The following is an 18,195-nucleotide window of genomic DNA, read 5'->3' as shown; positions in this document are numbered from 1 at the left end:
GGAGCAGCCCTGGTACTCGGCATGGCATCTACCTATGCAGTAGCGCAGGCGTCCAATGCCGAGCCGTCGCCCGCTCAACAGCAGGCAAGCAGTGCCAGCATCGATAAAAAGGCGCTCGCCAGAGGGCTCTACGAAACCACCTACAGCGCCAAGCGTAATACCCTTTACGTGGCAGCAGCGCAGCAATTTGGTGATGGCAAGGGTGGCGTAGTGTTCGCGCTCGATCCCGCTACGCTCGCCCAAAAAGCTGCGTATAAGGTGCCGTTCAAGGCGTTTTCGCTGGCGCTTGATGATCAACGCGGTGAGCTGTTTATCGGTAACACCATGGATGCGCGGGTCAGCAAGCTGTCGCTGGATACCGGCAAGGTTGAGGGCGTGCGTCAATTGGCGAGCAAAAAAGCGGGTGAGAAGTACTATCCCGTTCATCCGCGCACGCTGCGTTTCGACAGCACCCGCCAGCGGCTCTACGTCACTGCGGTGGCCGCGCCCGGTAAGCTCTACGTGATCGATACACGCAACATGCAACTGCTGAAAACGATCAACGACCTGGGCAAATGGACGGCAGGGCTGGCGCTGGATCCGCAACATCAGCGTGCCTATACCTCCAACTTCGATGGTCGCATCGACGTGATTGATACCAGCAGTTTCCGCAAGCTGAAGAGCTTCAGCGCTGATGCGGAAAAGCCGACCAATCTAGCGCTCGACGCCGCAGGCAACCTCTACGTGACCGATCAGCAGAGTGGTGATGTGGTGGTGCTGAATGCCAAATCAGGCGAGCAGCTCAAACGCTTGCACAGCGGCAAGGGCGCGCTGGCATTGAGCTTTGCCAAGCAGGGCAAGGTACTGCTGGTCACCAATCGCGAAGCGGGCAGCGTGACCGAACTCGACCCTGCGTCGGGCAAAGTGCTGAACACCTTTATGCTGGGCGCCAACCCCAACAGCCTGACGGTCGATGAGCAACACGGTGCGGTATTCGTGACCATCAAGCAGGAGTTGCAGAAGCCGAGCACTCCCGATGGGGAATGGACAACAGCCAAGCCCGACGAAATCGCGCGAATTGCGCTGTAACTCAAGCGCTTGAGACAAAAAATCCCGACCAACTGGTCGGGATTTTTTTGGCGGTGGCGTCGGCCGCGTCACGCTCACTGGAGGCCCATAGGCGTGCGGCCTTGGCCCTGCGCTATGGCGTAACGCTGTTGCCGCGCCACGCCTGCCACTCTTCGCAGCTGATCGCCCAAATATCGGTGGGCTGCTGAGGCCCGCTCACGTAGTCCGCCAGCGTTTGCTCGACCAAGCGCATGCCGTGGTGCTGCGAAAGCTTGCGCGACGCCAGGTTAGCACTGCATTTGCGGGTGATCAGGCGCGGTTGCTTTAGCGTCGTAAACCAGAATTCGGTAACGGCGTCGCAGGCCTCGGTTGCATACCCCTTGCCTTGCCACTGCGGCGCCACCCATAGTCCGCGATTCTCGGTCGCCGAGAGAGTGAGCGTAATCACGCCGATCAAGGTGTCAGGGGCATGCTTCTCGCGCATCGACCACGCCCACATTGAATGTGCATTCACTTCAGGCTCGATCGTCTGTTCGATAAAGTCGCGCGCACCGTTGTCAGGGTAGGGCCACGGCACCTTGTGGTTAAGATATTTCACTACTTCCCAGTGCGGGAAGCGCTGCTGGATTTGTGCTGCATCGGCGCGTTCGAGCGGACGCAGCAGCAGGCGCGCAGTGCTAAGCGAATAGGCATAGGGAAGTGTCACGTAGCGAGGCTCCTGTGCACAGAAGGCGACGTGACATTAGGTGCTGAAAATGGGCGAAGTGCAAACCTTTCAACGCAAACGGAAGCTCTGCGGAAAAGCCTCTCGCCGCTGCGAGCCGTTCGCGTGCCGAATTTATCCTGAAAATCAGCTTAATGGTGGTCTTGAAAATCGCACAGAAGCGGGCGTGTTAACCTGTTTTTTCAAATGAAAGAAAATCTCATTTGTGTTCGATTGTCGTCAAACGTGCTGCTATTTGATTATAAGCGCGATTGATGTCGCTGATAGCTTCACAGCGAGGTTAATCAGGACTAAAATAGTCCGCAATTAAAGGTCAGCCATGTTCGCCATCGGGGGCAAAAGGGAGATTCGATGCTGAAACTGTCGAAACTCAGCGATTACGCAGCAGTGGTGCTGGCGCAAATTGCGCGTCAGCCGCAACGGCCGCAGGCTGCTCCCGAGCTGGCTGAAGAGGTGGGGCTTCCGCGTCCGACCGTCAGTAAAACGCTCAAGCTGTTGCATAAGGCCGGGCTCGTCGAATCGCGGCGCGGCGTGCAGGGCGGTTATTTGCTGGCACGCAGCGCCGAGCAGATCCGCGTGAGCGATATCATCGCTGCCATTGAAGGGCCGGTAGCGATGACCGCCTGCAGTCACTCTGACCACGACTGCGAACTGGCGGCGTTGTGCGGGGTGGCCGATAACTGGCAGCGTGTGTCGCTGGCCATGAGCCAGATGCTCGACAGCATTACCTTGGCCCATTTGGCACAGCGCGAGCCGCTGCAGATCATGCCGGCCCGCGCGCTGGCACCTTCGCCAAATACATTTTCGCGGGAGTCGCTGCTGGTCAGTGATGCCGACTCCTGACCGGTACGACGCTTCGTGCGGTCAGTGGACCAACGTAAAACGACCGTGATCACCGAATTTTGCATTACCGAGCCGCAGTTAAGTGCTCGCAGGGGAGATGGAAATGGCAACTGAAGAGATGGAGAAGCTCGTTGAGCAGCGCGAGTACAAGCAGGGCTTCTTTACCGATATCGAGAGTGAGACGCTGGCACCCGGGCTGGATGAAGAGAAGATAAAATTCATCTCGCAAAAGAAGGGTGAGCCTGAGTGGATGCTCGAATGGCGCCTCGATGCCTATCATCAGTGGCTGACCATGAAAGAGCCCGAGTGGGCGCATGTTCACTACCCCAAAATCGATTATCAGGCGATCTCCTACTACAGCGCCCCAAAGAAGAAAACCGACGGTCCGCAAAGCCTCGACGAAGTCGATCCCAAGCTGCTCGAAACCTACGAAAAGCTGGGTATTCCGCTGCACGAGCGTGCCGCGCTGGCTGGGGTGGCGGTAGATGCGGTATTCGACTCGGTGTCGGTTGCTACTACTTTCAAGGAGCAACTCGCCGAAGCAGGCGTGATCTTCTGTTCCATTAGCGAAGCCATTCGCGACTATCCCGAGCTGATTCAGCGCTATTTGGGCACCGTAGTGCCCAAGGGCGACAACTATTTTGCTGCCTTGAATGCTGCGGTATTTACCGATGGCTCCTTCGTCTTCGTGCCGGAAAATGTCACCTGCCCGATGGAGCTGTCGACCTACTTCCGCATCAACGCGGCCAACACTGGTCAGTTTGAACGTACCCTGATTGTCTGTGAATCAGGCGCGACGGTCTCCTATTTGGAAGGCTGTACCGCCCCGCAGCGCGACGAGAACCAGCTTCACGCCGCAGTGGTTGAACTGGTAGCGCTGGACGACGCCTATATCAAGTACTCCACGGTACAGAACTGGTATCCCGGTGATGAAAACGGCAAGGGCGGCATCTATAACTTCGTGACCAAACGCGGTGACTGCCGTGGTGATCGCTCGCGCATCAGTTGGACGCAGGTCGAGACAGGTTCTGCGATTACCTGGAAATATCCTTCCTGCATCCTTACCGGTGACGATTCGCAGGGCGAGTTCTACTCGGTGGCCGTTACCACCGGCTACCAGCAGGCCGATACCGGCACCAAGATGCTGCATCTTGGCAAGAACACCCGTTCGACCATCATTGCCAAAACCATTTCAGCCGGTAAGTCCGATCAGTCCTATCGTGGCCTGGTCAAGATCACGCCGCGCGCGCTCGGCGCACGTAACTATACCCAGTGTGATTCGCTGCTGATCGGTGATCGCTGCGGCGCTCACACCTTCCCGTATCAGGAAATCGGTAACTCCAAAGCGACCGTCGAGCACGAAGCCACGACTTCGAAAATTGCCGACGATCAGCTGTTTTACTGCCGCTCGCGAGGTATGAGCGAGGAAGACGCGGTTAGCATGATCGTTAACGGCTTCTGTAAGGATGTCTTCCAGGAGCTGCCGATGGAATTTGCGGTCGAGGCCGAGGCGTTGCTGAACGTGACGCTGGAAGGTTCGGTCGGCTAGTAACATAGCGACAGGTGGCCGTGTCAGGCGGGGCGCCATAGCGGGGTGCCGATGCGCGATGGCGCTCTAACCGATAGCACCGCTGATAACGGCCCGATTTATGTTCACGCTCGGCAAGCGCCGGGTACTCTCACGATTCATACAGCGCCGTGAGGCGCTGAAGTTCGCAGTCAAAGGTTGCACACCATGCTCGAGATCAAGGATCTGCACGTTTCGATTGAAGATGAAGACAAGCCCATCCTTAAAGGGCTGAACCTGACCATTCCCAAAGGCGAAGTGCACGCCATCATGGGGCCCAACGGTGCGGGTAAGTCGACGCTGTCGGCGGTGATCGCAGGCAAGGATGGTTACGAAGTGACCTCCGGTTCGATCACTTACGAAGGCCAGGATCTGCTCGAGATGGAAGTCGAAGAGCGCGCTCAGGCGGGCATTCTGATGGGCTTCCAGTATCCGGTCGAAATTCCCGGTGTGAAGAATATCTATCTGCTGCGCGCAGCGCTTAACGCCAAGCGCGAAGCCGAAGGTAAAGGCGAGATTCCAGCACCTGAATTCATGAAGCTGATCAAGGAGAAGAGCGCCTTCATGAAGATGGACAGCGCCTTCTTGCAGCGCGCGGTGAACGAAGGCTTCTCTGGCGGCGAGAAAAAGCGTAACGAAATCCTGCAAATGCTGGTGCTCGAGCCGAAGCTGGCGCTGCTCGATGAAATCGACTCAGGGCTTGATATCGACGCAATGAAAATCGTCGCCAAAGGCGTTAACTCGCTGCGTAGCGAAGATCGCTCGATCATGATTGTGACGCACTACCAGCGCCTGCTCGACTACATTACTCCCGATCACGTGCACGTACTGATCGACGGTCGGATTGCCCATTCCGGCGATGCCAATCTGGCGCTCGAGCTTGAAAAACGCGGTTACGATTGGGTGACCGAGGAGGCTGAAGCATGAGTGATACCGCTATTCGTCGCGATGCCCCACAAGGCGCAGCGACCAATGCGGCGCTCGGTCACTTTGATACGGCATTCAAGGCTCAGACCAGCGCTGGATTGACTGAACTGCGCCAACACGGCTTCGACCTGTTCTCTGCTCACGGGCTTCCGAGCATCCGTGAAGAAGCGTGGAAGTACACCGATGTGCGCGCGATTGGCAAGGCAAACTTTGCGCTGGCCAGCTCGCTGCACTCAGCAAACCTCGACGACAGTCAACTGGATATCGATGCGTATCGGTTGGTGTTTGTTGACGGCGTATTCGATGCCGAGCGCTCATCGCTGGACGGTCTGCCCGAAGGCGTGACGCTGAGTCCGCTATCGCAGCGTGATGAGCTACCGCAGCAGTTTGGCAGTCAACTGGCAGCCAACGCAGGCCCGTTTACCGCGCTCAACCAAGCGTTTGCCGGTGAAGGTGTTTACCTTGATGTTGCGCGTAACGTTGAGCTTAACAAGCCGGTGTACGTACTGTTCGCGTCGACCGCTGGCGATCAGCAGTGGATGAGCCATCCACGGGTACTGGTGTCACTGGCCGATAACGCTTCCGCCACGCTGGTGGAGCACTTTGTCGGCGAAGAGGGCGCTGCCAACTTCACCAATCTGGTCACCGAAGGCACGCTGGCGCGCGGTGCTCGGTTCGATCACTACAAGCTTAATGAAGCCAGTGATCAGGATCTGCACGTAGCCAACCTGAAAGTAGAGCAGCTTGGCGACTCACTGTTCAAGCAGCACAACCTGACGCTGGGCGGTAGTCTGGTGCGCAACGATATCGACACCGAGCTGAACGGCGAAGGTGCTCAGACCGAGTATCACGGGCTGTTCTTCGTCAAAGGGCGCGGCCATGTGGATAACCATACGGTGGTCAATCACAACGTCGCGCGCACCTTCTCCAACGAGAACTACAAAGGCATTCTGAACGACCGCGGTCGTGGGGTGTTCAACGGTCGTGTCTATATCAAGCAGGATGCCCAGCAGGTGCGCGGTTATCAGAACAACGCCAACCTGTTGCTGTCGGATCGCGCTGAGGTAGACACCAAGCCGGAGCTCGAAATATACGCCGATGACGTGCTGTGTTCGCATGGTGCTTCCACGGGGCAGCTTGATGAAGACGCGGTGTTTTCGCTGCGCGCACGTGGTATTGCCGATGAGCATGCCCGTGCACTGCTGACGCTGGCCTTTGCCGGTGAGGTGCTTGAATCAACCGCGATTGCAGCGGTTGCTCAGCGGGTTGAGCGGCGCGTGGCAGGAATGCTGCCCGATCGTTTCGATCTCGAAGGACTGGTCGATATCTCCGCCTGATAGCGGGCGAGGGCGGCACCAACTGATGGTGTCGCCCTTTTTGTTTTGCGATCGCTGTGCCGCCGTCGATGTTCAAGGCGCAGCGATACGGTAATAAGTGCGGTGAGGAACCATGATGCAACCCGAAGCCACTGATCAGACACCTTCACAGGGTACTCAGGCCACGTTCGACGTCGAGGCGCTGCGTGCGCAATTTCCTATCCTGGCGCGCAAGGTTAATGACGATCGGCCGCTGATCTATTTCGACAATGCCGCGACCAGCCAAACGCCGCAGGCGGTCATCGATGCGCTCGATAACTATTATCACCGCTATAACGCCAATATTCATCGCGGCCTGCACAGCCTTGCCGATGAGGCGACCGCTGCCTTTGAGGGCGCGCGCGAGTGCGTGCAGCGCCATATTAATGCCAGCGACAAGCGCGAGATCGTGTTCACCCGTGGTACCACCGAGGCGATCAATCTGGTGGCGCAAAGCTACGGTCGGGCCTTCCTTGAGCAGGGCGATGAAGTCATCATTTCGATGATGGAGCATCACTCCAACATTGTGCCGTGGCAGTTGCTGGCGGCTGAGCGCGGCGTGGTGGTCAAGGTGATTCCGGTCACCGAATCCGGCGAGCTCGACATTGAGGCTTACCAGGCGCTGTTGAGCGAGCGTACTCGGCTGGTGTGTGTCAATCACGTCTCGAACGTGCTCGGCACTATCAATCCCATCCAGCAGATTACTGAGTTGGCGCATGCGCACGGTGCCAAGGTGCTGGTGGATGGCGCGCAGGGCTTGCCGCATGCGCAGGTCGATGTGCAGGCGCTCGACGTCGACTTCTACGCCATGTCGGCGCATAAGGTGTATGGCCCTACCGGCATCGGTGCGCTGTACGCGCGCCTAGAGCTGCTTGAGGCGATGCCGCCATGGCAAGGCGGTGGTGAAATGATTCAGTTGGTCAAACTGGACGGCACCACTACCTTTGCCGCGCCGCCGCACAAGTTTGAAGCCGGCACCCCGGCTATTGCGGAAGCGGTGGCCTTTGGCGCTGCGCTGGAATGGTTTGAGGCGTTGCCTTTTGCCGCCATGGAGGCGTGGGAGCGCCAGCTGACTGCGGCGGTAGAGGCCGAGGTTAATAGCATTGAAGGCGCACGCATCATCGGTACTGCGCCCGGCAAGACCGGCGTCGTTTCCTTCGTGATCGACGGTGTGCACTCGCAGGACATCGGCCTGCTGATCGATCAGTTTGGCGTTGCCATTCGTACCGGCCACCACTGCGCGCAGCCGCTATTGGCATCCTACGGACTCGAGGCCAGCTGCCGCGCGTCGGTGGCGCCCTACAATACCCTGGAAGAAGTGGCCACCTTCGGTGATGCGCTAAGGCGCGTTGTCGGGATGGTGAGAGATTAATATGAGTAGCGTTGAAGAACGCCTTTACAAAGGCCAGAACCTACCGCTTCAGCGCGCGGTAAACGTTATTTCGGTGCCGTTTGGCAAGGTGGTCGAGCTGCCGGAAGATGCCGAGGTGCAGGTGATGCAGGCGCGCGGTAACTCGGTGAGCGTTGGCTACGAGGGGCGGCTGTATCTGATCGAGGGTGATCAGCTCGATGCGATTGGGCTGGAGCCTGTGGCGGCGGCTACCTTACCCGAAGGAGCCAGTGACGCAGAGCTTGAGCAGTTCGCATGGGATTGCCTGCGAACCTGCTTCGATCCGGAAATTCCCGTCAATATTGTCGAGCTGGGGCTGGTGTACAGCGTGCGTGTCGAATCCCTGATCAGTGGTGAAAAGATGATCACGGTACGCATGACGCTCACCGCGCCAGGATGCGGTATGGGCGATGTGATTGCCGCCGACGCCAAGCATAAGATCATGGGCGCCTCCCAGGTATCGAAGGTGCACGTCGAGATTGTGTTCAACCCGCCGTGGTCGCGCGAGATGATGAGCGACGAAGCCAAGCTCGAACTGGGCATGTTCTAGCCGCGCCGTTGGCTAAGTTTCACTCTGCGGGTATCCAATGATGCCCGCCGCCCGCCGCCCGCCAACCGCCAACCGCCAACCGCCAACCGCCAACCGCCAACCGCCAACCGCCAACCGCGATGTTGCGGTGTTTTTTTGTCGTGTGCACGGCGCTTCCCGAATCGTTTTACTGCCTCAGCGCAGTGCGCTGCGTTGCGTGCTGCCTATCGCTTGGTGCATGCTAGCGCTCGCAATTAGCATTCCAGACATGCTCGGGTGATCTATCGATGAAATCAGCGCCGCTGCGCATGGCAGTCAAAATTGCCGGATGGACAATCGCGGCAGGGCTAGCGCTTACCCTGTTGGCGGGCGCTGGCTTTGCTGCCGCCAACTTATGGGTGTGGTACGACACGCGAGACCGTATCTACACCGATAGTGCGATGTGTCCGGTGGCCGACGTTGGGGTGGTGTTTGGTACTTCCTTCCGCATGCGTGATGGCTCGCCTAATCCGTATTACGCTGCGCGGCTCGACACCGCCGCCGAGCTGTATCGCAGCGGGCGGGTGTCGCATCTACTGCTGTCAGGTGATAACCGCTCGATTCACTATAACGAGCCGATTGCAATGTGGCGCGATCTGCAGCAGCGCCATGTGCCGCGCAGCGCATTAACGCTTGATTACGCGGGCCTGAGCACCTTCGACACCGTGGTGCGGGCGAAGAAGATTTTCGGTCTGCAGAAAGTGGTGCTGATTACCCAGGATTGGCACTTGCCGCGAGCGCTTTTTATCGCGCGTGCTAAAGGGTTGAACGCCTATGGGTGTGCTGCGTGGGGGCAACAGTCGGGTAGCGATACCTACGTTAACAACCGTGAGCTGGCGGCACGTGCGCTAACCGTGATGGATGTGCATCTGCTGGGCCGCAAGCCGCGTATTCTCGGCGAGCCCGAACCGCTCAAACTGTCAGCGGAAGAGCCGGCGGATTAATCGCTAACGCTGCCGATTGCCGGCGCTCACCGCGTTCTTTGCGACTGAATCAAGCCTTCTGCTGTTGAGCGCCCTGCATATCGGTGACCAGACGGCGCTTGATCTGCGAATCTTCCCCCGCGTTGCGCAGTGCCATTAACACCAGCAGTCGCAGGCGTGGAAGCTGAGCAATATCGCGTATGCAGGCGGCGACATCGATATCAGGCTGTTGAGCCAGAGCCGTCAGGTAGTGTTCGAGACGCTGTTCGTGTTCAAGCCAATGCCAGCCGCGCGCACTGATCATTGCCAATTGCTCGGCGGTAAGCGGCTTGCCGAGTAGCTGTTCGACCCTCTCGGCAGCCGCGGGATGATGGCTCGACACGATGGCACGCCAGCAGTCACCGGCATGCTCAGGATCATTGGCGGCACGCTGCTCAAGCGCACTCAGTAGCCCTTCATCGGTTGCCGGAAAATGCTCCAGCATGCGGCACAAAGCGATCAGCGGCGCGGCTGGCAGCGCCGATAGCTGCGCTGCCAGCGTCTTCTCAAGCTCAGCATCCTTGGTCGCGCACATATCAGCGACGCTTTGATAATCGAGCTGTTGCCAATCGTGCGCGGCGGTGGGCCGGGTAAAATAGGCGCGAGCGCTGCCTGCCTTGCCTTTTTCCTCAAGCTGCAACGCCTGTGCCGCGTAGGCATGGAGCGCTGCACGCGCGAAGTCGTCGGGCTTGAACGCGAGTGGATTGTCTTTCAGCGGGTCTTGCAACGCTTCGCCCGCGGGACGCTCACCGACCTGCTCGGCAAGGCGTCTGAGCAAACCGTCACGCGCCTGTGGATCGAGCTTGCCGAGTTCATCAAGCGGTAGCGACAAGCACCACACGGCAGCATCACGCGGTGCCTGCTGCGGCGCTTTAAGCACCACCGCGAAGCGCGCATGGCCGTTGAACGGCACTTCCCAGGCGATCTTCTCTTCTTCGAAATCGCGAAAACGCGCTGCGCTCAGCGGCGCAACGCGTCGCCCCATGGTGAAGTAATAAGCATCAAGCTGGGCCTGGTCGAAGAAGTCACTAAGTGTGTGCAAAGCTGTCATGGGATAAACGATTGGCGATGAAAGTGTGGGGCGCGCTAATGTTACAGCGTGATTAGGCGTGCAGTGTGCCGTGTGCGTAAGGGGAAGGCAATCGTGCGGGTTGATCAGTTTTTATACGCTCAGTGCGAACCCTTGCGGTGATAAGGCTGGCATGAACTATCCCAATGTTGTCCACAGCTCCATCCAGTTATTCTGTGAATGTTGTGTGACAGACCAGGCGGCCGCTGGATGGATTGAATTTAGGCTGCGGCCTCCCTATAGTGCGGCTCCCATCAGGGTGGTGGTGCCATCTGCCACCGTTATATTGAGTTTGAAGGGTGTGGATATCCAATGTCTCAACGCACAGAGTTAAGTGAAGCGCTGACACGGCTCGAAGCCGCGATGCGTGCTGCCGGCATCTGGCGGCAAGAGGTGCCAACCCCGGAAGCCTTCGCCAGCCGCGAACCGTTTTCGCTCGATACCATGTCGCTGCCCCAGTGGCTGCGCTATGTGTTTATTGCGCGCCTGCGCGTGATGCTCAGTGAAGGTCAGCCGTTGCCAGCGTCCAGCATTATTGCTCCCGCTGCACAGGTGTACCTGCCGCAGTTGAGCGAAGGCGCACGGGTACCGGTAGTGCAAACGCTGCAAGAGATAGACGCGCTGATTTCGGGTACCGACCCCAATGCACCACCGCTGCACTAAGTGGCTGCACTGCATGGCGGCAGAGCAGCGAGTGTGACGATTGATAGAGCAAGGCTTTCAGCGGCTGAAGGCGGGTAGGGAGTAGAGCAGTCATTCTTGGCGCTGTGGATAAAAAAATGCCTCGCTCTATAAGCGAGGCACATTATCCGGCGACAGCGTGTTAGAAGCGCCAGGTGAGGCCGGTCATGACCACCACCGGATTGACGTCGAGGCGCTTGCTCGACAGCGTTTGGCCATTTTGGGAGACGCGCGTATTGGGATCGGACTCGATGTACCATACCGCCGCGTTAACGCCGAGGTTATCGGTCAGCATGTAGTCAACGCCTGCCTGAGCCGCCCAGCCCCATGCATTGCCCATGTGGATATCAAGACCGTTGTTGATATGTTCGCTGGAGTAGCGTGCATAGGCGAGACCCGCACCCACATAAGGCTGTACCTGTGATGAAGTGCCGCCGAGCGGATAATATTGGGCAGTAAGGGTAGGCGGCAGAACGTGTACGCTACCTGAGGCAGCTTTGGTGCTGCCTGATTTGACGTTGAAGTCGTGCTTGAAGCTTTCTGGCGCGGCCAGCAACTCCATACCGAACTGGTCGGTGAAGCGATAGCCCAGTGTGAAGGCAAAACCGTGATCGTTTTGTACTTTTTCGACACGCGCACCGCTCAGATCACCATTAAGGTTGGTGTGGCCACCGGTGGGGCGTACAAAGGCAAGTCCGCCGCGCACCCAGAAATCGCCGCCGCCGTAAGCCATGGCGCTGGTCGATGTGAACGCAGTAGCGGCTGCCGCTACCGCCAGCCCGATAAGTTTCAGTTTCATCGTTTGGTTCCCGTTATTGTTACCCTTGACCCATAGCAGCGAGCATCTGTTCGGAATACTCGGCAGGCTTTCCCTTTATCAGGAGGGCAGTACGTTCATGCCCTGATGGCGACATAACCATACTAAATACAGGGTTTTTATTCTATGCGGCAGTGTGACGCACTAGACTAAAGACGTAGGGCAGCATCGTTCGGTAGCAGGGGCGGTAGCTGTTTGGAATGGAAGGGTGGGCATTTGGTTGGGGGGCAGGGCCGATCGTCGTTCACGAGGAATCGTTCAGAAGGGCAGGGTTGGCAGCCGTTCGGGACGCCAAGGTTGGTAACCGTTTGGGATATAGGATGCGCAACCGATAGGAATGCAGGGTGGGTTGTCGTCTGGGGGAGCTTTCAGCGTGTCCAATACCTGTTTAGGCCGGTACGCTAAACAACTCGATAATGCTTGTTCGGCAAACTAGGCATGCGATAGGAAGGCATAAAAAACGCCAACCGTTAAGGTTGGCGTTCTGTTATAGCGATCGAAAACAATTACTGATTGTCGACCAGCCAGCCTTCGACGGTATCGGAACCGTGCTGCTCTTTCCAGGCTTTCAATTCTTTGTGATTGCCGCCGCGTGTCTCGATGACATCGCCAGTATGCGGGTTCTTGTATACCTTCAGCTTGCGCTTGCGACGCGTGCCCTGACCGCTGTTGCCGGTGGCCTTGGTGGCGCGGTTCAGGCTGCCCTGCGGATCGAGAATGTCGATAACGTCAGACGGTTTTTTACCATACTGTTCGAGCAGCGCTTCCAACTTGCTTTTGAATTCGAGTTCATTCTTGAAACTCTCATTCGATTCCATTGCCTTAAGACGAGCCTGGAGTTCTTCCAGCTCTTTTTCCATCTTCAAATAGTCGCTAAGAACGGCCATTGGCTTCACCCTTTGAAAAGTCGGTTAATTTCGTACTTTATGTCTGGGCAATGCTAGCAGAAGTTAATATTGGAAGGAAATAATATTTGATGGAAACGTCGATATTAGCGAGTACTTCAAGGCAAGCTGCTGTTGTCACATATACAATATCATACGATTATGGCGGCGAGCGCACTGAAAAACGACATGCACACTCATTTGCCAAAGCAGGATGCGACGCAATAATACATCAGTATTTCTTAATAGTAAGCATAACCAAGTATGAAGGTTAACAACAAAGCGCGTAACCTTGCGTTGTTTTTAAAGGCGCTTCGAACTTCTTGGCATCAGTGCTGTCATGTCAGCTCAATAGTTATGCTAACGCCATGTCAAGCGGTGTGAAAGGGCATGGAGAATAGCTATTAATTAATAAAGACAGCGTATATGAGCAGAAAACAAAGGCCCCGCCGTGGCGGGGCCTTTGTAGGGAACGGTGCTGACGAACCGTTATTTGGCTACCTTGCGGTAAATCCAAAGCACGATGATGGCGCCAACGATAGCGACGACGAAGCTTGAGAAGTTGAAGCCGTCGACGTGTCCGCCAAGGCCGATCAAGTCAGCTATCCAGCCGCCGACTACAGCACCCACGATACCGAGAATGACGGTTAGGATGAAACCACCGCCATCTTTGCCGGGCATGATCCATTTAGCAATAATGCCGGCGATAAGACCGAAGATAATCCAGGAAATAATGTTCATAGCTGCTGTCCTTGCATAGTGATCTTGGATGATGGTGAAGGCTGGACCGCCACCTCAGGGCTTATACTAGTACATTTTTCGTGTCACTACCGTGAAGATATCTCATCTAGCCTCTATAAGGCGAGTAATGCATTGTACTAAGGTTAGCATTATCACTCTGAGGGGGCAGACGCTTGATAAGCAGGTCGTGTTAATTACTCTCGCGTCAGCTGTACTATATGGTCGGCGCGCGCCTTGCATGCAGCGATCAAGCGCGCATTAGGCTCATCGGTATGTTCAGCCCAAGCGATGGCTGCCTCACGTGAACGGCCGAAATGTTGGTGACGCGCAATAAGTTGCTCGCGGCGCTGGGTGTCATCTATTTCCAGGTACCAGCACTCGTTAAGCTGCGCGCTGGCATTCTCCCAGCCATGGCTATCTAACAGCAGGTAGTTGCCTTCGGTAATTACCAGTTCAACGTCTGCTTCAATCGCAATAGCCCCGGCGATGGGCTCCTCAATGCGTCGCTCGAAGGAGGGCGCGTAGATGCAGTGGTGCTGATAAGCCGGACGCAGGCGCTCGAGCAATGCGACATAACCGTATGCATCGAAGGTGTCGGGAGCCCCTTTACGGTCGGCGCGGGATAACCTTTCCAATTGGCAGTTGGCCAGATGAAAGCCATCCATCGGCAGTACCGCGGCCTTGTGCGGAAGGCGCGCCAACAGCGCTTCAACCAAGGTGGATTTTCCCGCCCCGGGAGCACCAACCAACCCGATGATGCTTCGTGTGCCTGGCGTATGGCGCTGTTCAATGCGACGTATCAGTGACGTCAGAAGATTAGCGTGAAATTGAGCGGAAGGCGTTTCAATTGACATGGGTTACTCGTGCTGAATCGGCGATGCGGGCACTGTAACACTGCGCTGGAAAGTGGGTTAGTTCGCCTTTGGTGATCTATACGTCTTCGATACGCGTATGTTAGTATTGCGGTTACCGCCGTCGCAGATATTGAAATATCTCTCCTTTCATGGGCAGCATAGTTGGCAGTACAACGTCTTTATGTGAGGTTCATGGGCTGCGTCGGAGCTTTCCTGCTCTAATTAGCCGTATATCGCTTCTCACCGGAGCGGTGCAAGGTGCGCGTTGAATAACGTTTGAAGATAACAATCAGGCGCATTGCCATATCAGAAAGCGGAAAAGCAGGAAAGGCTTAAAAGCGGTTATGTCACGTTATTAATGTTCAATCCAGTATAATGTGAAAATAATGTTAATAAAGGCATGTTCCCGTGTCTTATGTCGGTAAGTGTTATTTCTCTGGAAGGAATGTCATGGCTCGCGATAGTAGCTTGTCAATTAAGGAAAAGTGGGCGCTAGAGGCTCAATTGGGGGAGATGTTGCGTGGTATCGACTCTTCCTCGCGCGACCAGAAGTTTGTGTCGCGGTTAAATGATTTAGTGGAAGAATTTAGTATTTCCGCATTGGATGTAGTAGAAATTGCACTATCCATGCAAGAACGCCAGACCGCTGAAATAGCCTGATAGTTTTAATAATAGTACCGTCAACGCAGTAATATAACGTTGGCGGTGTTTCAGCACGCGTTCAAAACGCTCCCCAGGCTTTTCGTCTTGGGTAGGGCTCCATCAGCGGACGACATTGATTCGCGGTGCGTCCGCACGCTGGTGCAATAATGCTGCGCAAGGTGTCGCTATCAGTCTGCTGCCTCCTGCGGTGCAGCAGACTGCCGCGTCATACCCTCGCGGTGCCCCCGCTGGTTTGTGCCTTCTATCCTTATCGCGTGCGACTTAGCAGGCGGCCGCGCCATTCCTCATGGTGCAGCCAGCGGTGGCCGCGTCATATCCTTACGGTACAACAGCCAGCAGGCTGCTACCCCTACCTCGCGGCGTGGCAGCCGATAGAATTCACTCTCTACTCTCGCGCTGAATCGCAAGTGTGCGTCCTAGTGCGTTGGGAAGGGGAGCGCGCGCTGTTTGACGGGATGAACGAGTGGCGTAGGTGCCACAAAAAAGAGAAGCCGTTGATCGGCTTCTCTTTTTCTTTTTGCGTCCAGTGTTGCGTCGCTAATTCACCATGCGCATTCAGGTTACTGGCTGTCGCCGGCTCCGCGGGCGCTGTCTGCTTCCTTGTTAAGCAGATTTGCATAGTCGGCCAGTATCTCTGCGCTTTCCTGAGTTTCAGCCTGCGACAACGGTGAATCCTTCTCACTGGACAGTGAGCTATCCTCGTCGTCTTCGCTATCTGCCCAACTTTTCAGCGGCTCCATATCGAGTGCCTTGCGCCGCTCATTCTCGAGCTTGAGCTGCTCTTCGTCCTGCACTTTGCGCTCGGCACGACGCTTGTCGAGATTCAGGCTAACGGTGGTGTTTTCTTCGCGCAGCTTGGCAAGCAGCTTGGCTTCCTGAGTCAGGAAGCGGAAGTTGGGCTCCTCCTTGATGCGCTTCTTATGCTGTTCCAGCAGCGCCGGCACGCTCTTGGCCGGATCTCCGTAGCTGAAGTACTCAACCGGTCGTACCGTGTCCCAGGGCAGAGCATTGGGCAGGGCGCTTTCACCGATATCCTTCTCGTCGTAAACGCTCGGATAGCCGATGTCGGGTGCAACGCCGCGCTCCTGGGTGCTTTCCCCCGAAATTCGGTAGAACTTGGCACGCGTCATGCGCATTTCGCCATGGCTAAGATCTGTGAGCGTTTGTACCGTGCCTTTGCCGAAGGTACGCGTTCCCAGTACCAGGCCACGGCCGTAGTCCTGGATGGCGCCAGCAAAAATTTCCGATGCAGAGGCCGAGAGGCGATTCACCATCACCGCCATTGGCCCATACCATGCCTGACCGGGCGAGGTATCGCCGAATAGGTTAATGCGGCCTTCGGCGTCACGTACTTGCACCGTCGGGCCGCGATCAACAAACAGGCCGACCATCGCGTTGGCTTCCTGCAGCGCGCCGCCGCCATTGCCACGTAGGTCAAGAATCAGGCCGTCGATATGCTGTTTTTTCAGCTTATCGATCAAGTCAGCCACGTCGCGGGTAGAGCTGCGGTAATTCTTCTCGCCCGACTGGTAGGCGGCGAAATCCAGATAGAACGCTGGCACGGTAATAACACCGATACGCTGCGTATGACCGTCGCGTTTTACTTCGACAACCTTGCTTTTAGCGGCCTGATCCTCAAGCTTGACCTTGTCGCGGGTGATGGTCACGGTGCGCGTTTGGGTGGCATCAACGGCGCGGGCAGGAATGTACTGCAAGCGCACTACCGATCCTTTCTTGCCGCGAATCATCTTGACCACGTCATCAAGGCGCATGCCCACCACGCTCTTCATCTCGCCGTTTTCACCCTGACCCACGGCAATAATCTTGTCGGCGGTGTGCAGCTTGCCGCTGCGATCGGCCGGGCCGCCTGGTACCAGCTGCGCGACCTTAACGTATTCGTCCTGGGCCTGAAGCGTTGCGCCAATGCCTTCCAGCGATAGACGCATCATGATATCGAACGACTCGCTTTCGTCGGGCGACATGTATTCGGTGTGCGGATCGATAGAGCTGGTTTCTGCGCCCATAATCAGGCTGAGCACGTCTTCAGACTTGGTTTGGCGAATACGCTTGAGCTGCTCTTCATAGCGCTTCACTAACCGATCGCGAATCTTCTGCTCGCTCGTTTTAGGCTCGGTAATCTGCTGGACCAGCGCGGCGTTGGTGAGGCGTTTCTGCCACACCGCATCGAGCGCTTTATTATCCTGCTGCCAGTCGGCTACTTCCTTGTCGAGTGACAGCGTTTGATCGCTTGAAAAGTCGAAATGCTCGGTCTTTTTCAGCGTGTCGATCAACCACTCAAGGCGATGCTCCAAACGCTCTTGGAAACGGTTATAAAACGCGTAAGAGCGGGTCAGGTTGCCCTTGGTAACATCGTCGCCGAAGGAAGTGCGCAGGCCGCTGAATTCATCAATGTCCGACTGCAAAAGATAAAGATGCTGCGGATCGAGCATATCGAGCAGGCGATCATAGGCCTTCTTTGACCATGCTTGATCGAAATTCACGGTCTCGTAATGACCTATGCGAATCGATTGGGTGACTTCTCGGGACGCTTGAGCGTCGTCGCCGGTGGGTGTAATGGCTGCCAGAGAGGGCATTGCAATGGTTGCACAAACAGTGAGGGCCAGTGTGCGAGTGGTAACAATTAATGGCCTCATCAAAGACAGACTCCCGGTTTCGAGTACACACGCTAGAGCGAGATTCAGCGTAGTGAAGAATTGACGTTGATCAAATGACGCCGTATCTGCTCATCAGCAACGCTTGGCGTTGGAACGGCACTATCAGGTTGTTGGATGTAACAGCACTGCCGTTACAACGATGGTTGAGGCGCGCATTCATCCGGCGGGCCTATAGGGCGTGAGCATTGGCACCGTGATCAGGGCGTGCGTGTGGCGATATAAGGTATTCCGCGTTGATGGTGACCTGCAATCCCGCACTATTGCGCTGATCAATTAGAATCCCAGTGTAGCAGTAGTATGGCAAAAGCGGGTAATGCCCGATCAGGTTAGTTGGTTGTTGCCGTGGATAAATGACTGTTGCCTAATGATTATACAAAGGCGCGTTATCCTAGAGAGCAGCGTGCTGCTGTTAGTGTCTTTTTATCATC

The 18,195-nt window shown here is 56.4% G+C and carries 18 protein-coding genes; 10 read left to right on the top strand and 8 right to left on the bottom strand.

What is annotated here, in order from left to right; translation table 11 throughout:
- Positions 1–21: 21 nt before the first annotated feature.
- The gene (locus tag R84865_RS03375) at positions 22–1,068 is read left to right on the top strand and encodes a YncE family protein (RefSeq protein ID WP_435638826.1); all 1,047 of its coding nucleotides are present in this window, start codon (positions 22–24) and stop codon (positions 1,066–1,068) included.
- Positions 1,069–1,180: 112 nt separating this feature from the next.
- On the opposite strand, the gene R84865_RS03370 is transcribed toward R84865_RS03375, so the two are convergent.
- The gene (locus R84865_RS03370) at positions 1,181–1,753 is read right to left on the bottom strand and encodes a GNAT family N-acetyltransferase (RefSeq protein ID WP_435636750.1); all 573 of its coding nucleotides are present in this window, start codon (positions 1,751–1,753) and stop codon (positions 1,181–1,183) included.
- Between the two features lie 369 nt (positions 1,754–2,122).
- Between R84865_RS03370 and R84865_RS03365 the strand changes: the two genes are divergently transcribed.
- The 6 genes from R84865_RS03365 to sufT all read left to right on the top strand — a co-directional run bounded on the left by R84865_RS03365 (position 2,123) and on the right by sufT (position 8,403).
- Positions 2,123–2,614, top strand: a complete 492-nt coding sequence (locus R84865_RS03365) for an SUF system Fe-S cluster assembly regulator (protein ID WP_435633040.1) — start codon at positions 2,123–2,125, stop codon at positions 2,612–2,614.
- 103 nt (positions 2,615–2,717) lie between these two features.
- Positions 2,718–4,163, top strand: a complete 1,446-nt coding sequence (gene sufB / locus R84865_RS03360; protein ID WP_435633039.1) for a Fe-S cluster assembly protein SufB — start codon at positions 2,718–2,720, stop codon at positions 4,161–4,163.
- Between the two features lie 186 nt (positions 4,164–4,349).
- Positions 4,350–5,108, top strand: coding sequence for a Fe-S cluster assembly ATPase SufC (gene sufC, locus R84865_RS03355; protein WP_435633038.1), 759 nt, complete (start codon positions 4,350–4,352; stop codon positions 5,106–5,108).
- On the top strand, positions 5,105–6,445 hold the full coding sequence (gene sufD, locus R84865_RS03350) for a Fe-S cluster assembly protein SufD (protein WP_435638825.1): 1,341 nt from the start codon (positions 5,105–5,107) through the stop codon (positions 6,443–6,445). Before sufC ends, sufD begins: the two co-directional genes overlap by 4 nt.
- A 112-nt stretch (positions 6,446–6,557) precedes the next feature.
- The gene (locus tag R84865_RS03345) at positions 6,558–7,835 is read left to right on the top strand and encodes an aminotransferase class V-fold PLP-dependent enzyme (protein ID WP_435638824.1); all 1,278 of its coding nucleotides are present in this window, start codon (positions 6,558–6,560) and stop codon (positions 7,833–7,835) included.
- Position 7,836: 1 nt separating this feature from the next.
- On the top strand, positions 7,837–8,403 hold the full coding sequence (gene sufT / locus R84865_RS03340) for a putative Fe-S cluster assembly protein SufT (protein WP_435636754.1): 567 nt from the start codon (positions 7,837–7,839) through the stop codon (positions 8,401–8,403).
- Between the two features lie 19 nt (positions 8,404–8,422).
- Here sufT and R84865_RS03335 read toward each other — a convergent pair whose 3' ends face one another.
- Positions 8,423–8,551: a hypothetical protein gene (locus R84865_RS03335; protein ID WP_435638823.1), complete on the bottom strand. Its 129-nt coding sequence runs from the start codon at positions 8,549–8,551 to the stop codon at positions 8,423–8,425.
- A gap of 118 nt (positions 8,552–8,669) precedes the next feature.
- Here R84865_RS03335 and R84865_RS03330 point away from each other — a divergent pair, with 118 nt between their 5' ends.
- Positions 8,670–9,365, top strand: coding sequence for a SanA/YdcF family protein (locus R84865_RS03330; RefSeq protein WP_435638822.1), 696 nt, complete (start codon positions 8,670–8,672; stop codon positions 9,363–9,365).
- Positions 9,366–9,414: 49 nt separating this feature from the next.
- Here the strand turns inward: R84865_RS03330 and R84865_RS03325 are convergent, their stop codons facing one another.
- Positions 9,415–10,434 (bottom strand): DUF3549 family protein, encoded by a 1,020-nt coding sequence (locus R84865_RS03325; protein WP_435638821.1) that lies wholly within the window; start codon positions 10,432–10,434, stop codon positions 9,415–9,417.
- 330 nt (positions 10,435–10,764) lie between these two features.
- On the opposite strand from R84865_RS03325, the gene R84865_RS03320 reads away from it, so the two are divergent.
- Positions 10,765–11,115 (top strand): YqcC family protein, encoded by a 351-nt coding sequence (locus R84865_RS03320; RefSeq protein ID WP_435632303.1) that lies wholly within the window; start codon positions 10,765–10,767, stop codon positions 11,113–11,115.
- A gap of 160 nt (positions 11,116–11,275) precedes the next feature.
- On the opposite strand, the gene R84865_RS03315 is transcribed toward R84865_RS03320, so the two are convergent.
- From R84865_RS03315 to R84865_RS03300, 4 genes are all read right to left on the bottom strand, one after another.
- On the bottom strand, positions 11,276–11,932 hold the full coding sequence (locus tag R84865_RS03315) for an OmpW/AlkL family protein (protein ID WP_435632302.1): 657 nt from the start codon (positions 11,930–11,932) through the stop codon (positions 11,276–11,278).
- Between the two features lie 524 nt (positions 11,933–12,456).
- Positions 12,457–12,837, bottom strand: coding sequence for a histone-like nucleoid-structuring protein, MvaT/MvaU family (locus tag R84865_RS03310; protein ID WP_435632301.1), 381 nt, complete (start codon positions 12,835–12,837; stop codon positions 12,457–12,459).
- 486 nt (positions 12,838–13,323) lie between these two features.
- On the bottom strand, positions 13,324–13,575 hold the full coding sequence (locus R84865_RS03305) for a GlsB/YeaQ/YmgE family stress response membrane protein (RefSeq protein ID WP_435632300.1): 252 nt from the start codon (positions 13,573–13,575) through the stop codon (positions 13,324–13,326).
- 194 nt (positions 13,576–13,769) lie between these two features.
- Positions 13,770–14,429 carry a nucleoside/nucleotide kinase family protein gene (locus R84865_RS03300; protein WP_435632299.1) on the bottom strand — a complete coding sequence of 220 codons (660 nt, stop codon included), beginning with the start codon at positions 14,427–14,429 and terminating at the stop codon, positions 13,770–13,772.
- A gap of 450 nt (positions 14,430–14,879) precedes the next feature.
- On the opposite strand from R84865_RS03300, the gene R84865_RS03295 reads away from it, so the two are divergent.
- A complete protein-coding gene (locus R84865_RS03295; protein ID WP_435632298.1) occupies positions 14,880–15,089 on the top strand; it encodes a hypothetical protein in 210 nt (69 codons plus the stop codon).
- A 563-nt stretch (positions 15,090–15,652) separates the two neighbouring features.
- Here R84865_RS03295 and R84865_RS03290 read toward each other — a convergent pair.
- The gene (locus R84865_RS03290; RefSeq protein ID WP_435638820.1) at positions 15,653–17,686 is read right to left on the bottom strand and encodes a carboxy terminal-processing peptidase; all 2,034 of its coding nucleotides are present in this window, start codon (positions 17,684–17,686) and stop codon (positions 15,653–15,655) included.
- Positions 17,687–18,195: the final 509 nt, after the last annotated feature.

The sequence above is a fragment of the Carnimonas bestiolae genome, from assembly GCF_051251145.1.
Taxonomy (GTDB): Bacteria; Pseudomonadota; Gammaproteobacteria; order Pseudomonadales; family Halomonadaceae; genus Carnimonas; species Carnimonas bestiolae.
Note: the sequence above shows the minus strand (reverse complement) of the source record. Positions and strands in the feature narration are given on the sequence as shown.

What these genes read in the sequence shown, in the direction of transcription:
- R84865_RS03375 (WP_435638826.1), top strand. Translation starts at nt 22, where the DNA reads ATGGCATCTACCTATGCAGTAGCGCAGGCGTCCAATGCCGAGCCGTCG.
- R84865_RS03365 (WP_435633040.1), top strand. Translation starts at nt 2,123, where the DNA reads ATGCTGAAACTGTCGAAACTCAGCGATTACGCAGCAGTGGTGCTGGCG.
- sufB (WP_435633039.1), top strand. Translation starts at nt 2,718, where the DNA reads ATGGCAACTGAAGAGATGGAGAAGCTCGTTGAGCAGCGCGAGTACAAG.
- sufC (WP_435633038.1), top strand. Translation starts at nt 4,350, where the DNA reads ATGCTCGAGATCAAGGATCTGCACGTTTCGATTGAAGATGAAGACAAG.
- sufD (WP_435638825.1), top strand. Translation starts at nt 5,105, where the DNA reads ATGAGTGATACCGCTATTCGTCGCGATGCCCCACAAGGCGCAGCGACC.
- R84865_RS03345 (WP_435638824.1), top strand. Translation starts at nt 6,558, where the DNA reads ATGATGCAACCCGAAGCCACTGATCAGACACCTTCACAGGGTACTCAG.
- sufT (WP_435636754.1), top strand. Translation starts at nt 7,837, where the DNA reads ATGAGTAGCGTTGAAGAACGCCTTTACAAAGGCCAGAACCTACCGCTT.
- R84865_RS03330 (WP_435638822.1), top strand. Translation starts at nt 8,670, where the DNA reads ATGAAATCAGCGCCGCTGCGCATGGCAGTCAAAATTGCCGGATGGACA.
- R84865_RS03325 (WP_435638821.1), bottom strand. Translation starts at nt 10,434, where the DNA reads ATGACAGCTTTGCACACACTTAGTGACTTCTTCGACCAGGCCCAGCTT.
- R84865_RS03320 (WP_435632303.1), top strand. Translation starts at nt 10,765, where the DNA reads ATGTCTCAACGCACAGAGTTAAGTGAAGCGCTGACACGGCTCGAAGCC.
- R84865_RS03315 (WP_435632302.1), bottom strand. Translation starts at nt 11,932, where the DNA reads ATGAAACTGAAACTTATCGGGCTGGCGGTAGCGGCAGCCGCTACTGCG.
- R84865_RS03310 (WP_435632301.1), bottom strand. Translation starts at nt 12,837, where the DNA reads ATGGCCGTTCTTAGCGACTATTTGAAGATGGAAAAAGAGCTGGAAGAA.
- R84865_RS03305 (WP_435632300.1), bottom strand. Translation starts at nt 13,575, where the DNA reads ATGAACATTATTTCCTGGATTATCTTCGGTCTTATCGCCGGCATTATT.
- R84865_RS03300 (WP_435632299.1), bottom strand. Translation starts at nt 14,429, where the DNA reads ATGTCAATTGAAACGCCTTCCGCTCAATTTCACGCTAATCTTCTGACG.
- R84865_RS03295 (WP_435632298.1), top strand. Translation starts at nt 14,880, where the DNA reads ATGGCTCGCGATAGTAGCTTGTCAATTAAGGAAAAGTGGGCGCTAGAG.
- R84865_RS03290 (WP_435638820.1), bottom strand. Translation starts at nt 17,686, where the DNA reads ATGCCCTCTCTGGCAGCCATTACACCCACCGGCGACGACGCTCAAGCG.